Origin of the sequence: Oceanicaulis sp. (genome assembly GCF_965249665.1) — a bacterium.
GTDB lineage: Bacteria > Pseudomonadota > Alphaproteobacteria > Caulobacterales > Maricaulaceae > Oceanicaulis.
Window position 1 is genome coordinate 779,241 of sequence record NZ_OZ252247.1, and the last position, 16,335, is coordinate 795,575.

Sequence of the window (16,335 nt, forward strand, 5' to 3'; positions counted from 1 at the left end):
TCGGTTCGGTTCAGCGCCGCATATCCGTAAAGGCTGCGATGCTATGAGTCCCAAGGGCTCAAAGGCTTGCTGGCCTTCGCTTGACGAAACCACCAGTGTTTTCGAGCGATGATTGGATAGTTGTTCTCCACGAAGAGAATCTGCAAATCGCGGTGAAGCGTCATCATCTCATCTGCATATGCCAGCGGACGCTGTACATCGTCATACGAGATAGTTTTCGAATGGCCCGTAGTGGACGAGCTACTCGGGTAAGACGTGGTTGCCGATGAGGACGATCCGAAGCTGATGGAACGCTTTTTCATCGTCGTCATGCCGGTCAAGTGTTCGGCGTATTTCGCCGTCTCATAGTCGCGGCTTCCAAAATACTGAAACACGCCCGCATTGCTGACGAATGTCTGCCAGCCCTTATCGCCGTACAGGCGCATGAGCTGGGAGAGGTCTTGCGTAACCGCCCAAAGCTGTACGCCAAGGCCCGCCATCGTCCCGAAGGCTGTCTCAATAATCTTCAGCCTTTCGAGGGCTGCAAACTCATCCAAAATCACGCGCACCGGCTCAGCGTCCTCTTTTGCAGGGGTGCGTGTCAGATCGATCATGGCGCTTGAGATCATCAACCGAAGCCAGCGATTGAACGTAGAGAGACGATCCAAAGGCAGCACCAGATAAATCGTCGTTGGCACATCAGCAGTTTTAAGATCGGAGAACTTGAGGTCTGACTTGGCCAGGCTGTCACGGATTTTCGGGCTATCGAGAAAATGCGTGTTCGATTGCGCCGAGGAGATCACACCAGAGCGTTCCTTCTCCGCCTTCTGAGCAATGCGGAAAGCGGCGGCGCTCACCAGCGGATGAGGCGAGACCGCCATCCGCATCAAAATCTCATCCATTGTGCCAGGAAGATTCTCATCTTCTGTATCCGCAGCCGGAGGCAGCGACAGGATATCCCGGACTCGGCCAAGCGTTCGGTTCCCCTCTTCTTCGGGAGCAACGACGACGTAGAGGATGAAACCAGCAATCAGTGCTTTGGCCTCGTCGCTCCAAAAGGGCTCTTTGTCAGTTGAGACAACGAGCGCGTCCGCGAGTTGCATCGCGTCCGATCCAAGGTCTGGATCATCTGCGCGAAGAGCGTCCAAAGGATTGAAATGGGCATAGAAGCCCGCATCGGTCCCAGGACCAAATTTATCGGCTTCTTGAGCGATGCCCCACGGGTCTACAATCTTGATATTGTGACCCATCGCAGCACGCTTTGCTGCCGTACGCCGCGCATTCTCTCCTTTGGGATCAATGACGAGAATTGAGCTTTTTGACCGGAGAAGGTTCGGAATGATGGCGGCAGCACCTTTACCCGTTCGCGTTGGCGCGACCGTCAAAGCGTGCATGTCACCTCGATAGACGAGCGGGACGCCTTTCTCTTGCTCTTTGCCGAGGAAAAGACCGTCTCCCTTGTCCATTGAGCCAATCAGATCGGCATCTGTGATGTCATCGAACGTCGCCCACCGTGAGGAGCCGAAGATGTCCGGTATTTCCGTAGGCGGTCTGATGACGAGAAGAAACTTCGCCGCCAGGGCAATGCCCGCACTAAAGCCAGTGATAAAGGCCAGCATCGACGCCATGGATGTTGTCGATGCAGAATCGCTTGTGTCTCCAATGAGCACGAGCAACGCGCACAGAACAACGAGCGCGACCCATCCATGTTTGTGAACAACCCAACGCCAAAAGGCGAGGATTGCGACCAATCCAACCCCGAGCACAAATCCGCCCATGAGGCTGCTTAAGGTGAGGCCGCGCATTGGGTTCATGGCAGCGTCAAGATCACCGCCGCCGACTGGCATGCCATAGGCATCATATTGGATTTGATTGCCGCCGCTTTCTTCGCCGCTGAGACCAAAGCTCACGACGGCCACGGTGACGGCCACACCGAAGACAGCGAGCGCGCCCCAGCCGAGCCATTTGAGAAATGGTTTGGCTTCTGCCTTAGCCTTCGGTTCAGGAGATGTTTTTGATCCTGGCTTGCTCCGAAGATACGCTTCCGTCGCTCTTTTTGCGCGAAGCTGTTTCGCTCGTTCTGGATCGATAAGACCGTGTATGCCGTCCCATAGGGCACGGAACCAAGAAACTATTGGGTCCATCGTTTGGGCACTCCTCTTACGTTGAAAAACTGTCAACGTGTGTGAGTGCCGTTTATTATCGAAAGTTAAGCCAATCGCCCGTTTTGCGAAATTAGCGGCCAATGCCCGCAGATTTTTTCGCTAACGGTCGCGTTCTCGATCTTGCTCTTTGCCGCGTTGCAAAAGAGTCCGCATACGATCGCGTGCAGCTTTATCGCGTTCAGGCGCGGCATATTTTGGGGCTGGCCGGATAGTTTCACCGCCCAGGCTCAACGAAGGTGGTCTGGGACGCGGCTTTTCCAGTTCGGGAAGTTCGGCTTCCTCTTCCTGCTGAGCCTCGTCATCCAGCTCTTGTGCGATGCGGTGAACATCAGAGTTCCGGCGGTCTGGGACACCCGATCGCCGGTCATTCAGCCCTTCGAGCGCTTTCAAAAGGTCGCTCGACGGCTCCTCTTTTGGAGTGTCCGAAGCCTTCTCTTCGAAGGCATTTTTCGCCGCTCCTTTGTTCCGGGCGTGTTTCTCATCCCAGCTATCAGACACATCGCACTCCACGTCTCGATGGGAATCGACGTAGCACGGAAATCGTCAAAAGTGCAGTAAAGCCGGGTGTTTCGCGGTTTTTACCTGATTTGGACGCGTTTTTTGACGCGCAAGGTGTGCGTTGTACTACAACGCCGACCTTGCCAAAGGGGCTGCTGCGCCCCCTGTTGGATACCCCAAGCCTTGGCGCTGACCAGGTATTGAACCTACCCAGCACCATCCAATCGTATCGCCGATTGATCCCTCGTCAGAGGCGGAGAATGACCTCTCCCCTCCAACACCTCCCCATGTCCGAACAGCCTGCCGTTCGATCGCAGATCAAGGGAGCCTCCAAGCTCCCCCGATACCCCCATGGCCATGTCATGGAGACGACTTCATCGAGACCAACCGTGCGCCGATTGGATGCCGGTCAGGCATTTGCCTACAAACATATAAACCCATCTAATGTATGTGAACGAAGGGCCGACTTAGCTTTTCTTGCCGCCAGGAAACAATAGACTGAAAAAGGACTTTTGCGGTTTCAGCAAAATCATATCGTTTCGAGAAATCGTGTTTGGTACACGTCGCTCGCCCCCACCAGGCGTAATTATCTGGATATCCTCATTTTCGATCATCATCGAATGAATGTCGTCAGAATGCGAGGGCGTCTCATTGTAAATGCGCTCATAAAATTCGCCCACTTCCAACGCATCACCGTAGTTCGCGACCGTGCGTGGGATATCGTCATAAAGCTCGGCTTTAGCCCGCGCGCGGTCCTCTTCACCAAACAGATATAGCGCACCTTCGTTATGATCGGGGTTGTAAGAAAGCATGCGCAATCCCGACCGACCATAGTGCGCTTGAGAACTCGCATTTTGATGGAGAATATCGTTGTAGACTTGGCGCGCACGATAATTGTTTGCGAAGTGGACCATCCAATAACGCCAACCTTGTGGGTTGTGTATTGAAAACGGACTAGTGTACGGGCTGACGCCAAGTAACGCCTGAAAGACTAAGCGTTCTGCTGCCCCTAGCCATTCATCTCTGCTAAGCACAGCTTCAGGATCAGTCAAAGCAGAAACGTCCACGCCGAACGGTAAGAGTCTTGCTCTCAACATCTCGATATCGTGTTTGGGCAAATACGCGACCAACGTGTTGATCGCGAAAGTGAGAAAAATCTCTGCTGACGGGTGACTACTTAGGATGTCACGTAGCGTGTCAAACGAAACTTGTGAAACGCCATATTGGTCCAAGTTGAAGATCACGTTGCTCTTAAAGCCACGGCTTGCGATTTCGCACTTTATCTGAGGGTATACTTCCTCAAATGCTTGAGAAAGTATAAGCGTTTCAACGTTCAACTGAGCCGCGCTGTCAGGTATGGCGGCGAGTATAGGCGCCAAATTTTCACGGCATTGCTCGATAGCGCCGGTGTCTGCGTCATTGAGTACGAGCAGTAAATCAATTTCGATGGGCGCCATGTTCTCAACGCCTCGCCTAATTGCAATCTCGATCGCTGCGTCCCGTATGGTTTCCAATAAAATTATCGGCGAACCTGCTTCGCCGTTGTTGTAGCGTCCCGCTCCAGCGAAACCATCCACGACAGCCAAGCGAAATCGACTTTGTTGCGGTAACCTACAGCGCACATTCATATATTCGGCGATATATTCCTTGAGCACTTTATGCTTCTTTTTGGAGTGGTCTTTAAGCTCCGCACCACCTTCCCAATCGTATTCTTTTTTCGCCACCGCGCTGCCTCTAGTTTGTTTACATCGTAGCAGCGACGACCGTTGGCATTTCATCCCAGGTCTTGCCGCGATACTGTCGTCCGTTTGCTTTCTTAGAGCGCTTCTTGTTATCCGCTCCCCAAGTACCCCATTGTTTGAAGAAGAAAGCCGTCCCGTATTTCCGGCACAAATTATGGATCTCATCGATCCACTCCTCCCGGATAGGTCGAGCAGCATGTCCGCTCTCACCGCCCACAATCGCCCAATGAATATCGCGAAGATTGATGTCACCTACGGAGCCAATCAGCGGTTCAAACGAGATGAACCTGATTGCAGCGGGTGTGAGCCGGAGGGCGTCTATGCGGTCGGCCACAGTTGCGTTTTCGACGCTAGTACCGAGCCATACATTCGGGAGAACATCTTCAATATTGTCATTAAGAATACGGGCCATTCGGTCCGGCCGCTTTGTGAGAATTTGATAGCTATGTTGTGGGGTTTGACGCATTACTTCCCACACATCTGCTATGAATGCGTCGCTTACTTCGTCATGAAACAGATCGCTCATGGAATTGACGAACACTTTGCGCGGCTTTCGCCAGCGCTTAGGAATCTCCAACGCACTTCGGTCTTCTCGCACGACACCTGTCCATATCGAGCGCTTCCCGCTTTTCCGGGTCAGCCCCGAGTATTTTTCAACGCCCATCGCCTCAAGTCGCCACGCCATCTGCATCGCATAGCAATTTGTGCATCCGCTAGACATGATCGAGCAACCAGCAACTGGGTTCCACGTTGAGTCTGTCCATTCAATTTGACTTTCAGCCATACAACTTGCTCCGCCTGCTACACGCAGTGACAATTATCTCGTTAACCTTAATACATGAGAAATTATTGTTAATCAATAATTGTTCGTTTTACGTTCCGCCGTGGGTGTCCGATCGTTGACGCTATGCAAGGTTGAGTTTCTGCTTCACAATCGTGATCACAATGGATACACTTTTTAGATGTCGGGAAAAGATTCCGGTTTCCGTATCCGCGTGGAACGAGACCTCCGTGAAAAATTCATAGAAGTCTGTCGCGCGCAGGATCGCCCAGCGGCGCAAGTCCTTCGGGATTACATGCGTGCTCACATCCGGGATCACGACGCAGAACAAGACAACAAGGATACGTCCGACCGTGAACGCAGTTGAAATTGAAGAAGCTATTTCGGAGCTAGCTGAGCAGCCTTTTGAGCCGCAGGAGTTCCCGTTCGCGTTCCTTGAGGCGTTTGGCAACAAGGCCACCACAATCAAGAAGCTTCGATCTGGTGCATCGAACAAATCAGATCAGGGCGGCGTTCTTCAAACCAACAACATCCATATCAAAGTCTGCAATCCTGGCACGGTGACGGAGACGCTTCGCGCGTTGAAGGAAAGCCCTGCGACGACAAAGGCCAAAGCCAAGTATGTGCTCGCGACTGATGGAAACGAGTTCGAGGCGGAAGACCTGATTGGCGGCGAGACGGTCGCTTGTGCCTACAAAGACTTCCCCGATCATTTTGGCTTCTTTCTCTCGCTGGCGGGTATCTCGACCGTCAAGCAAATCCGTGAAAACGCCTTCGACATAAAGGCGACCAGTCGTCTGAACCGGCTCTATGTCGAGCTTTTGAAAGACAATCCTGAATGGGGGACGGAAGAACGCCGACACGACATGAATCACTTCATGGCGCGGTTGATCTTCTGTTTCTTTGCGGAAGACACCGACATCTTCGATGGTGAGAACCTTTTCACCGCCACGATTGAGCAAATGAGCGAACGCGATTCTTCAAACACGCATGAGGTTATTGGCGAGCTGTTCCGTTCGATGAACACGAAGTTTGAGGAACGCGCCAACGCCAAAATTCCACGCTGGGCCGACAAATTCCCCTATGTGAATGGCGGCCTCTTTTCTGGCTCGACAGATGTTCCGCGCTTCAGCCGTATCGCACAGCGCTATCTCTTCCATATCGGCAGTCTCGATTGGAAGAAAATCAATCCTGACATTTTCGGTTCAATGATCCAGGCGGTCGCGGATGATGAAGAACGCGGTGCTTTGGGCATGCACTACACGAGCGTGCCCAACATCCTGAAGGTGCTGAATCCGCTTTTTCTGGATGATTTGCGCGAGAAGTTGGAGGAGGCAGGCGACAACTCACGCAAGCTTCTGAATCTTCGAAACCGAATGGCGAAAATTCGCGTCTTCGATCCAGCATGTGGCTCAGGCAATTTCCTTGTGATTGCGTACAAGGAAATGCGTGCGATAGAGGCCGAAATCAACAAGCGGCGCGGAGAGAAAGAGCGCCGGACAGATATCCCGCTTACCAATTTTCGTGGCATCGAACTACGAGACTTCTCGGCAGAGATTGCGCGCCTCGCACTCATCATCGCTGAGTTCCAATGTGACGTTCTTCATCGCGGACAACAGGAAGCTTTGAAAGAATTCCTACCGTTGAACGCAATGAACTGGATCACCTGCGGCAACGCGCTTCGTCTGGATTGGCTGAGCATCTGTCCTCCCACAGGGACAGGTGTGAAAATTTCATCGGATGACCTGTTTGAAACGCCACTGGATCAAGCCGAGATCGATTTCGACAACGAGGGCGGCGAGACTTACATTTGTGGAAATCCGCCATACATTGGCAGCAGCATTCAAACAATTGATCAAAAATCCGACTTAGAGTGTTTATTCTCTAGTCATGTTGGTTCCTGGAAAAACCTAGATTACATTGCTGGGTGGTTCTTTAAGGCGGCCATTTTCTTGGAATCCTGCCGTAGTGAATTTGCCTTTGTCAGTACAAATTCAATATGCCAAGGGCAACAGGTGCCTCTAATCTGGCCACTACTGCTCAATCGTGGCATTCGTATTTTTTTCGCACACTCTTCATTCAAGTGGTCAAACCTCGCTGCACACAACGCTGGAGTTACCGTTGTTATAGTAGGCTGTACGTCGAACAGAGGAACTAACTCGACGCTCTACACAGTGAACGGCTCTGGAGAGACCGTCCGGCGCGACGTTTCAGGTATAAACCCATATTTGGTCGCGGGTTCAAATATCGTTGTAAATGGAGTCTCCAAACCACCGAAGGGATTGGGCTTGATGTACAAAGGCAATATGCCCTCAGATGGTGGGTTTCTAGTTCTCGAGCCAGAAAATGCGCGACAACTTTGTAGGGAGCATCCAAGCGCATCAAAATTCGTACGGCAATATAGCGGATCAAGAGACTTTATTCAGGGTAGTTTGCGCTATTGCCTATGGATAGAAGACAACCAAGCTGATGCTGTCCAAGCAATTGAACCGATCAAAAAACTCTTAGATGGTGTTCGAGAATTCCGACTTAATGCAAAGGCCGCAACCACACGCCCCTACGCGCAATACCCTCACAAATTTCGTCAAATACAGGATGTAGCGCAACGGCATTCAATAATTATTCCGCGCCATACTTCTGAAAGACGAGAATATCTTCCTTTCGGGCTTCTCCCAAAGGAGGCCATTGTCTCCGACAGTGCGCTCGCGATCTATGATGCTCCCTACTGGAACATGGCGATTATCGGTTCCAGATTGCACCTCATTTGGATCGCAACAGTATGCGGAAAGATAAAAACAGATTTTCGTTACTCAAACACATTGGGATGGAATGCGTTTCCGCTTCCCAAACTGACAGAAAAGAACCAAGCCGACTTAACACAAAGCGTAGAGGACATTTTGTTGGCTCGTGAAGCTCACTGGCCCGCTACTATCGCCGATCTCTACGACCCCGAGAGAATGCCCGCCGATCTGCGTGCTGCGCATGAGCGTAACGATGAAGTCCTTGAACGCATCTACATTGGGCGTCGTTTCAAGAATGACACTGAGAGGCTCGAAAAGCTGTTCGAGCTTTACACCAAAATGACTAGAACCAAGGGGGCGGCATGAGCGATCGACCCTACAGCCCCGGCGGTGATGCCAAAGTCATATCCGACATTGCTCAGCGCATCTTCGGTGACTTCACCGCCATGTTCGCCTACCACCAGTGGCCAGAGCGCGGCCAAGACATGATGCGCAAGGTTCAGACACGCGTCGTCGAAACCTATGGCAGCGTCCACGCCTTCGAGGCGCATTTCCAGACCGTCGCGCGTGGCCGAGCCGATGTGAGTGAGGTCTGGACCGATGCCACCTCGGTCTTGTTCACTTCTTTCTGGGGATGGAGTCCGGAAACCTGGGGCACGGTTGGTTGGTCGGGCGATCGCGGCTTAACGCGCCGTGCCAATCTGATGGCGCAGCTATCCAACCCCTTCATCACGGTTTGTTATGTGACCAGCAATCAGACCGACACGGACCCTGATCTAAAAGGCAAGATTGCGGGCTTCTACCTTGTCAGTCACGACACTGGCGACCGTAATGAATTCACCCATCCCATCCACCACGGTCGGGAACCGGCTAAATGGCGTCATTCGAACCGCGCGCTGCGCGCCTTCAGCTATCTTCCGGAATATCGGCCAAGCGCGATGGAGGTTTTCCCCGATCTGGGGCGTCATGCGCGCCATATTGCGGCGATGGGGGAGATTCTCACCGATCCGCAGATCATCGCGCGTCTGAGAGCGATCCCCTGTGAAGAGGTCGAGATTTATCAGCCTATTGCTGCGCAGACGTTATCCGAAGAAGAGCCGCAGCGTGGGCTGGTTCGCGCCGGGCCTGCGGCCAGCGAAGGCTATGAAGTGATCCAAGGCTCACACAGCCTGCCGCGTGATCTCTACATACTCAGGCTGTCAGGGGATGTTTCCGCCTATCTCGGACGGCAGGGGGAGACACGTTCAATCATCAAGATCGGCCTGTCCGCGAGCCCGGACCTACGACGGCAAGCCTTGCAGAAGGCGATACCGCGCGGATCATTTCGCTGGACGGTGGATCGCACACGCAAGTCGTTGGGCTTGCCCTTATGCGCTAACCATGCCGTTGCCGTGCTCGGTGAGGACGCCATGAAGCGACATTTGGCTAGCCATGCAGAATGGCTTGGCGGCGAATTTTATCTCGCAGATGAAAACGATATTGAGACCGCGTGGCGACTTGGTTGTGCTGCCGTAAAAACAAACACTTGAGGTATTTATGAAAGAAAAATCTGTTCCATCAGTATCAGTTCAATATTCTGCCAATGGCAATTCGACGAAATCGAATGAGCTGGGCATGCGCCCGATGCAGGAACAGGTCTATGAAAAGCGAGGTGAGCAATACCTCCTGATCAAATCCCCTCCTGCTTCAGGGAAGAGCCGCGCACTCATGTTTGTCGCGCTCGACAAGCTGCACAATCAGGGTGTGAAGCAAGCGATCATCGTTGTGCCAGAGAAATCTATCGGCTCAAGCTTCAATGATGAGCCGCTTTCCAAGTTCGGTTTCTGGGCTGACTGGTCAGTCGTTCCAAAGTGGAATCTCTGCAACGCGCCTGGGGAAGACGGCGGCAAGGTCAATTCTGTTAAAGCCTTTCTCGAAAGCGACGATCAGATTTTGGTCTGCACCCACGCGACCTTCCGCTTTGCCGTCGATAAATTCGGGATCGAAGCTTTCGATGGTCGCCTGATTGCGGTCGATGAATTTCACCACGTCTCAGCCAATCCCGACAATAAGCTAGGTCAGCATCTCGCCGCTCTCATCGCGCGCGACAAGGTTCACATCGTCGCGATGACGGGTTCCTATTTCCGTGGCGATGCCGACCCGGTTCTGATGCCGGAAGATGAAGCGAAATTCGAGCCGGTCACCTACACCTATTACGAGCAGCTCAATGGTTATACGTGGCTGAAGTCGCTCGATATCGGCTACTTCTTCTATTCAGGTGCTTACGCCGACGACATTCTCAAAGTGCTTGATCCTGATCAGAAAACGATCATTCACATTCCAAGCGTGAACTCTCGCGAGAGCACAAAAGACAAAATCCGCGAGGTGGAGCACATCATTGAGGAGCTGGGTGACTGGCAAGGAACTGACCCGACCACGGGCTTCCAACTGGTGAAACGCCCAGATGGGCGCATCCTCAAAATCGCCGATCTGGTCGATGACGATCCGTCCAAGCGGGACAAGGTTTCAGCCGCGCTGAAAGACCCGAGCCAAAAGAATAATCGCGATCATGTCGATATCATCATCGCCCTGGGCATGGCCAAGGAAGGGTTTGACTGGATTTGGTGTGAGCACGCTCTGACCGTCGGATACCGTTCGAGCCTCACCGAGATTGTACAGATCATTGGACGCGCCACCCGTGACGCTGAAGGCAAAACACGAGCCCGCTTCACCAATCTAATAGCTGAGCCTGACGCTTCCGAGGAAGCGGTGACTGAAGCGGTGAACGATACGTTGAAAGCCATCGCCGCAAGCTTGCTCATGGAGCAAGTTCTCGCGCCACGCTTTAACTTCACACCTAAAAATCCGAATACTGGGCCGCAGGCCGATTTCGACTATGGCGAAGACGGCTACGATCCAAATAAATGCAATGTCGGTTTCAACGAGGACAGCGGCCAGTTCCAGATCGAGATCAAGGGCTTGAAAGAGCCAAAGACACAAGAGGCCGAACGAATTTGCCGCGAAGACCTAAACGAGGTCATCACAGCGTTCGTACAGGACAAAACCTCCATCGAGCGCGGCTTGTTCGATGAGGAGCTTGTGCCCGAAGAACTGACCCAGGTGCGTATGGGCAAGATCATCAAGGATCGCTACCCCGAACTGGACGAAGATGATCAGGAAGCAGTACGTCAACGCGCTATCGCGGCGCTGAACCTCACTCAAGAAGCCAAGAAGGCCGCGAATGAAAACAGCGACAACGAGATCAAGGCGAATACGGCCTTTGTCGAAGGCGTCCGCAAATACGTTACAGATGTTCGCGAACTGGATATCGACCTGATCGACCGGATCAATCCGTTCTCAGAGGCTTATGCCATCCTCTCCAAGACTATGAACGAAGACCGCTTGAAACAGGTCAAAGCGATCATGTCTGGTAAGCAGGTGAAGCTCACCGCTGAAGAGGCGCGAGACCTCGCTAAACGTGCCCTCAAGTTCAAGCAGGAACGTGGACGTTTGCCGTCGATTACCTCGCAAGATGCCTGGGAAAAGAAAATGGCCGAAGGCGTCGCCTTCCTCGCCCGCATGAAAGCGGAGGCTGCCAATGGCTAAAGAGTTCACAGAAGAAGATGATGCCCTATTAGCCGAACTAGGCGTCGAGGTCGAAGCGAAGAAAGCGGTCACACGCACACCGCGCGAGGAGCGTATCATCGCGGGCTTTGAGGAAATTCAGCGCTTCGTCGAAGAACATGATCGCGTCCCGCAACACGGCGAAGAGCGAGATATTTTCGAGCGTCTCTATGCCGTCCGGTTAGATCGTATCCGTAAGCTGGAAGAGTGCCGGGCACTGGTCGAACCGCTCGATCACCAGGGGCTGTTGGCAGGAACATCGCCAGCGGACTCGCCTGATGTAGAAGAGCTTGATGACGATGCCCTTCTCCGCGAACTGGGCGTCGAGAGCGAAACTGCGTCGATCACCGAATTGCGTCATGTGCGATCTGCTGCTGAGAAGCGAGCGGCCGAGGAAATCGCCAATCGTGAGAAATGCGATGATTTCGAAAAATTCAAACCGCTATTCGATCAAGTCCAACACGAACTCGATACCGGAATGAGAACCACTCGTCCGTTCGAGCGGAAAGCGGAAATTGCGCCTGGACGCTTCTTTGTCGTTGGCGGTCAGAAAGCCTACGTGGCTCATATGGACGAGGCATTTTTGACGCCACAGGGCATGACCGATGCGCGTCTCCGCGTGATTTTCGACAACGGTACGGAGAGCAACATGCTAATGCGGTCACTTCAACGAGCGCTTCACAAGGATGAAGCCGGACGCCGCATCACCGATCTCTCGGCTGGCCCTTTGTTCGGAGGAGAGCAGGAAGACGAAGACCTGGCCAGTGGGACAATTTACGTGCTGAGGAGCAAATCCAGCCATCCAGTTGTCGCCGAAAATCGGGAGGTGTTGCACAAAATCGGGGTTACGGGTGGCAGTGTTGAAAAGCGCATCGCCAATGCAGCAAAAGATGCGACCTATCTTTTGGCCGACGTCGAAGTTGTCGCGACTTACGAGCTTTTCAATATCAATCGAAAAAAGTTTGAGCGCCTGATACACCGCGTCTTCGAGCCCGCGCAGTTGAAGATCGATATCAAAGACCGTTTCGGAAATCCGGTTGAGCCACGTGAGTGGTTCCTAGTCCCGCTTTTCGTGATCGACGAAGCGATTGAAAAGTTCAAGGACGGCACAATTGCGGATTATGCCTATGATACAAGTGGCGCAAACTTAGTGAGGCGCAAATGAGAGTCTCAAAGATCGATATAAGGAAGTTCCGCGGTATTGAGAATTCGACCATCGTCCTTCCCAAACATGCCGTTCTCATAGGCGATAATAATACCGGCAAGACCACAATCCTTGAAGCTTTGGATCTTGCGCTCGGCCCGGACCGCCTCAATCGCTTTCCTCCCATAGATGAACATGACTTCTACCAGGGACAATATCTAGCCCAAGTTTCGAAAGGCGACAGTGAAGCCGAGGGAGATCAGGATGAAGCCTCCGACGCGGGAGACGTCGAGCTTGGCGAAGCTCCACGCATTGTAATCGAGGTGGCTATCGCTGAACTATCAGAAGACCAGAAGGCTCGTTTCGGAGACTATGTGGAATTTTGGGACGCGAAAGCGGACAAATTCTACGACGATCCAAACCCAGAAGGTGTTGACCCAGATCATATTACTGAAGCGCTTCGCGTCACCTTTCACGGCTGGTACGATCCGGATGAAGACGACTTCCAGGGGAAGACTTATTTCACCCGCAGCCTGAACGAGGCTGGCACGCCTGTCGAGTTCCGAAAAAAGGACAAGCAGATATGCGGCTTCTTGTATCTGCGCTCTTTACGCACTGGAAGCCGCGCTTTGAGCCTGGAGCGAGGGAGCCTTCTGGATATCATCCTTAGGCTAAAGGAAGTCCGCCCGCAGATGTGGGAAGACACTATCGACAAGCTCGCGGATTTTACGGTCGCAGCGGACCCCAAGTTGGGCATCTCCGGCATCTTGGAAAGCATTAATGCGGCCCTAAAGAAATATGTGCCCAAGGAGTGGGGCGTTGAACCTCACCTCAAAATTTCAAATCTCACGAGAGAGCATCTGCGGAAGGTGATTACAGCCTTTATCGCTACAGGTGAGGGCAATCATGCTGCCCCCTTTTATCGGCAGGGCACTGGAACCATCAACATGTTGGTTCTTGCGATGCTCTCACAAATCGCCGCTGATAAGCAGAACGTCATATTCGCGATGGAAGAACCCGAAACGGCCATTCCCCCTTATGCCCAAAAGCGCATTGTGCACGAAATTCGTTCACTGGCTTCACAGGCAATGTTCACATCCCACTCTCCATACGTTCTCGAAGAGTTTGGACTCGATGAAACCGTCGTGCTCGGTCGAAATGCAGTTGGCGAGCTTAGTCAGCAGTCGATTGCGCTCCCTGCTAATTTGAAACTAAAGGCTTACCGGCAAGATTTCCGAACACGGTTCTGCGAAGGTTTGCTCGCGCGGCGTGTCCTCATTGCAGAAGGCGAAACAGAAACCACTGCTTTCCCAGTTGTTTGCCGCCGATTGGCAGAGTTGAATCCGGCGAGTTACAAATCACTAGAAGCCTTGGGAATTTGCACCCTAAACGCAGCTAGCGACTCCAAGATCGCTGGAATGGCCAAACTCTTCGCAGACCTTGGTAAGAGAACCTTCGCGCTATGCGACAAACAGGACGCTACAAATCAGGCTGCTATTGAAGCCGAGGTCGAGCTTCTTCTTATGCACGAGAAAAAAGGAATTGAAGCACTAGTCCTTGAGGGCACTACGGACGCGGCCCTTCAACGATTTGCTGGAACCTTGGAGTGGCCACCGCATCTGGCTCAAAAATACCCTGATCCGATTGCTGATGCCCGCAATGCACTCTCTGAGTATTTTGCATGGGCGAAAGGCAATTGGGGGCTTTCGGACTTTCTTGCTCAATGTACTGAAGAAGAGATTCCGGAGTGGTTGCGCGAAGCCTGCCAGAAACTGTTGCAGGCTTGTGAGCCGGCAACAGTCGAGGGTGAAGCTGATGCTCCCACCGAGGAACAATCCGAGCTCGGAGCCGCCGTCAATGGAGCTGACTGAGAAGCAGCGTCAAGTTTTGACCAGTGATGGTCATTTGCTCGTAACTGGCGGACCCGGCTCCGGAAAGACAACCGTATCAATCTTGAAAGCTGCCCAGCTTGCTGAGACCGAGCTCAAACCGCAACAAAAGGTGCTTTTCTTGAGCTTCGCGCGAGCTAGCGTTTCTCGTGTCGTCGAGGCGATTGAACAGGAACAGACCATTGCTCGCGATACCAAGCAAAAAATTGAAGTCGAAACCTACCACTCGTTCTTCTGGCGGATTCTAAAGGCGCATGGCTACCTCGTCGGTCTACCGCGGCGTTTGGAAATACTCACCCCACCTGCAGAGGCCATTGCCCTCTCTGCCGTTCGAAATGCCTTCGACGCAGACAATAAACTTTCTGACCGGGAAAAGAAAAATAAAGAAGACGCCGAGGTTGCGGAGAAGAAGCGGCTAGCTTTCGAGGAGGGACGTATCTGCTTTGACCTCTTTGCGCCTTTTGTTGGCGATTTGCTCCATGGGAGCGACCGACTGCGGCGCTTACTGGCAACTATGCACCCGAACATTATTCTTGATGAATTTCAGGATACAAATGCCGAGCAATGGCATGTCGTTAAATCTCTTGGCATTTACTCAAACATCATTGCTTTGGCTGACCCTGAACAACGCATCTTCGATTTCATCGGAGCCGATCCCGAACGCCTCGACCATTTCCGAGATACCTTCAATCCCACTGAAATTGATTTCAGCGATGCCAATCACCGTAGTGCGGGCACTGACATCGCCAAATTTGGCAACGATGTGCTCTCCGGAAATTTCAGGCAGGACGATTACGAAGGAATCGATTGCCTCCTATTTGAACCTTACGCCAACCAAGCAATGACGGCGCTAGTTACGACGGTCTACAAGGCTCGGAAACGCTTGATCGACGCAGGGAGAATTGACTGGTCGTTGGCCGTCCTCGTGCCAACTAAAAAGATGACTCGTCTCGTCTCCGATAATTTCCGTGAACCTCCGGCGGGAATGCAGGCCATTTCGCATAGCGCTATTATTGAGTTGGAGGCCGCAATTCTAGGTTCAGATATCATCGCTTACCTTTTGCAGGCTGAAGGCGCGGGCAACCGTGAGGCTTTCGTAGACCTGCTCTGCAACTATTTTCAAGGCAAAGGGGGTGATAAACCTACTAAGGGCGCACTGAAGGAGGCTTATGGTTTAAGGAAGGCCTATGCGAAGTGGTGCGCAGCTCTCGATGCAGGAAAAAATCCGCCAGGCAACAGCGTCCTGCGGGCCACCTTCGAGGTTTTCGATGCGGCGCGGGCCCTTGAATTGACCGGTGACCCCGACAAGGACTGGCGCGGAGTGAGGGCAGTGCTGGAAAATGGCGGGTGTAAACGCCTAAAGGAAGTCGGCACCGAGGTTCGAAACATCCGTCTATTGGAACGAGGCGCGCAGCTCCGACAAGACCTCGCACGGGATTGGCGTGAAAACGGTTCATATGCCAACGCACTGTCAATCGTTCAGCTGGCGTTTGTACAGGAACACTTTGCCACCAGCTCCAAGCCTGAGAATGGTGTGGTGGTGATGAACATGCACAAGGCAAAAGGTAAGCAATTCGACGAGGTCATTATCTTTGAAGGCTGGCCGCTCAAACCGAAGGGCAAAATCGTCGTAAATCCTGATCGCATCGTTCGGAACAATGATCGTGCAGAAGTCAACGACGGATCACGTCAAAACTTTCGAGTCAGCGTGACCCGAGGACGTCAACGCACTACCATTCTGACACCGAAAAGTGATCCATGTGTTCTCTTGGTCCCAGAAGAAGATGCTTGAT

The 16,335-nt window shown here is 52.7% G+C and carries 11 protein-coding genes; 7 read left to right on the forward strand and 4 right to left on the reverse strand.

Annotation, left to right across the window (positions count from 1 at the left end; genetic code table 11):
* Window positions 1–41: 41 nt before the first annotated feature.
* From ACP154_RS03725 to ACP154_RS03740, 4 genes are all read right to left on the reverse strand, one after another.
* Entirely contained in the window at window positions 42–2,123 is a 2,082-nt protein-coding gene (locus ACP154_RS03725) for a type IV secretory system conjugative DNA transfer family protein (RefSeq protein WP_421856633.1), read from the reverse strand.
* A gap of 120 nt (window positions 2,124–2,243) precedes the next feature.
* Window positions 2,244–2,654 carry a hypothetical protein gene (locus tag ACP154_RS03730; RefSeq protein ID WP_424993763.1) on the reverse strand — a complete coding sequence of 137 codons (411 nt, stop codon included), beginning with the start codon at window positions 2,652–2,654 and terminating at the stop codon, window positions 2,244–2,246.
* Window positions 2,655–3,109: 455 nt separating this feature from the next.
* Window positions 3,110–4,366, reverse strand: a complete 1,257-nt coding sequence (locus tag ACP154_RS03735; protein WP_421856627.1) for a three-Cys-motif partner protein TcmP — start codon at window positions 4,364–4,366, stop codon at window positions 3,110–3,112.
* Between the two features lie 19 nt (window positions 4,367–4,385).
* A complete protein-coding gene (locus tag ACP154_RS03740; RefSeq protein ID WP_421856624.1) occupies window positions 4,386–5,168 on the reverse strand; it encodes a DUF5131 family protein in 783 nt (260 codons plus the stop codon).
* Window positions 5,169–5,346: 178 nt separating this feature from the next.
* Here ACP154_RS03740 and ACP154_RS03745 point away from each other — a divergent pair, with 178 nt between their 5' ends.
* From ACP154_RS03745 to ACP154_RS03775, 7 genes are read left to right on the forward strand one after another with little or no spacing between them, the layout of a single operon-like run.
* Entirely contained in the window at window positions 5,347–5,532 is a 186-nt protein-coding gene (locus tag ACP154_RS03745; RefSeq protein WP_421856621.1) for a hypothetical protein, read from the forward strand.
* Window positions 5,519–8,272, forward strand: coding sequence for a class I SAM-dependent DNA methyltransferase (locus tag ACP154_RS03750; protein ID WP_421856618.1), 2,754 nt, complete (start codon window positions 5,519–5,521; stop codon window positions 8,270–8,272). Before ACP154_RS03745 ends, ACP154_RS03750 begins: the two co-directional genes overlap by 14 nt.
* A complete protein-coding gene (locus tag ACP154_RS03755; RefSeq protein WP_421856615.1) occupies window positions 8,269–9,435 on the forward strand; it encodes a hypothetical protein in 1,167 nt (388 codons plus the stop codon). Before ACP154_RS03750 ends, ACP154_RS03755 begins: the two co-directional genes overlap by 4 nt.
* Window positions 9,436–9,442: 7 nt before the next feature.
* On the forward strand, window positions 9,443–11,491 hold the full coding sequence (locus ACP154_RS03760; protein WP_421856612.1) for a DEAD/DEAH box helicase: 2,049 nt from the start codon (window positions 9,443–9,445) through the stop codon (window positions 11,489–11,491).
* A complete protein-coding gene (locus tag ACP154_RS03765; protein WP_421856609.1) occupies window positions 11,484–12,674 on the forward strand; it encodes a GIY-YIG nuclease family protein in 1,191 nt (396 codons plus the stop codon). Before ACP154_RS03760 ends, ACP154_RS03765 begins: the two co-directional genes overlap by 8 nt.
* Complete coding sequence (locus tag ACP154_RS03770) at window positions 12,671–14,524, forward strand: ATP-dependent nuclease (RefSeq protein ID WP_421856606.1); 1,854 nt, start codon at window positions 12,671–12,673, stop codon at window positions 14,522–14,524. The genes ACP154_RS03765 and ACP154_RS03770 overlap by 4 nt, the downstream gene beginning before the upstream one ends.
* Window positions 14,511–16,334 (forward strand): UvrD-helicase domain-containing protein, encoded by a 1,824-nt coding sequence (locus tag ACP154_RS03775; RefSeq protein ID WP_421856603.1) that lies wholly within the window; start codon window positions 14,511–14,513, stop codon window positions 16,332–16,334. Before ACP154_RS03770 ends, ACP154_RS03775 begins: the two co-directional genes overlap by 14 nt.
* Window position 16,335 lies beyond the last annotated feature (1 nt).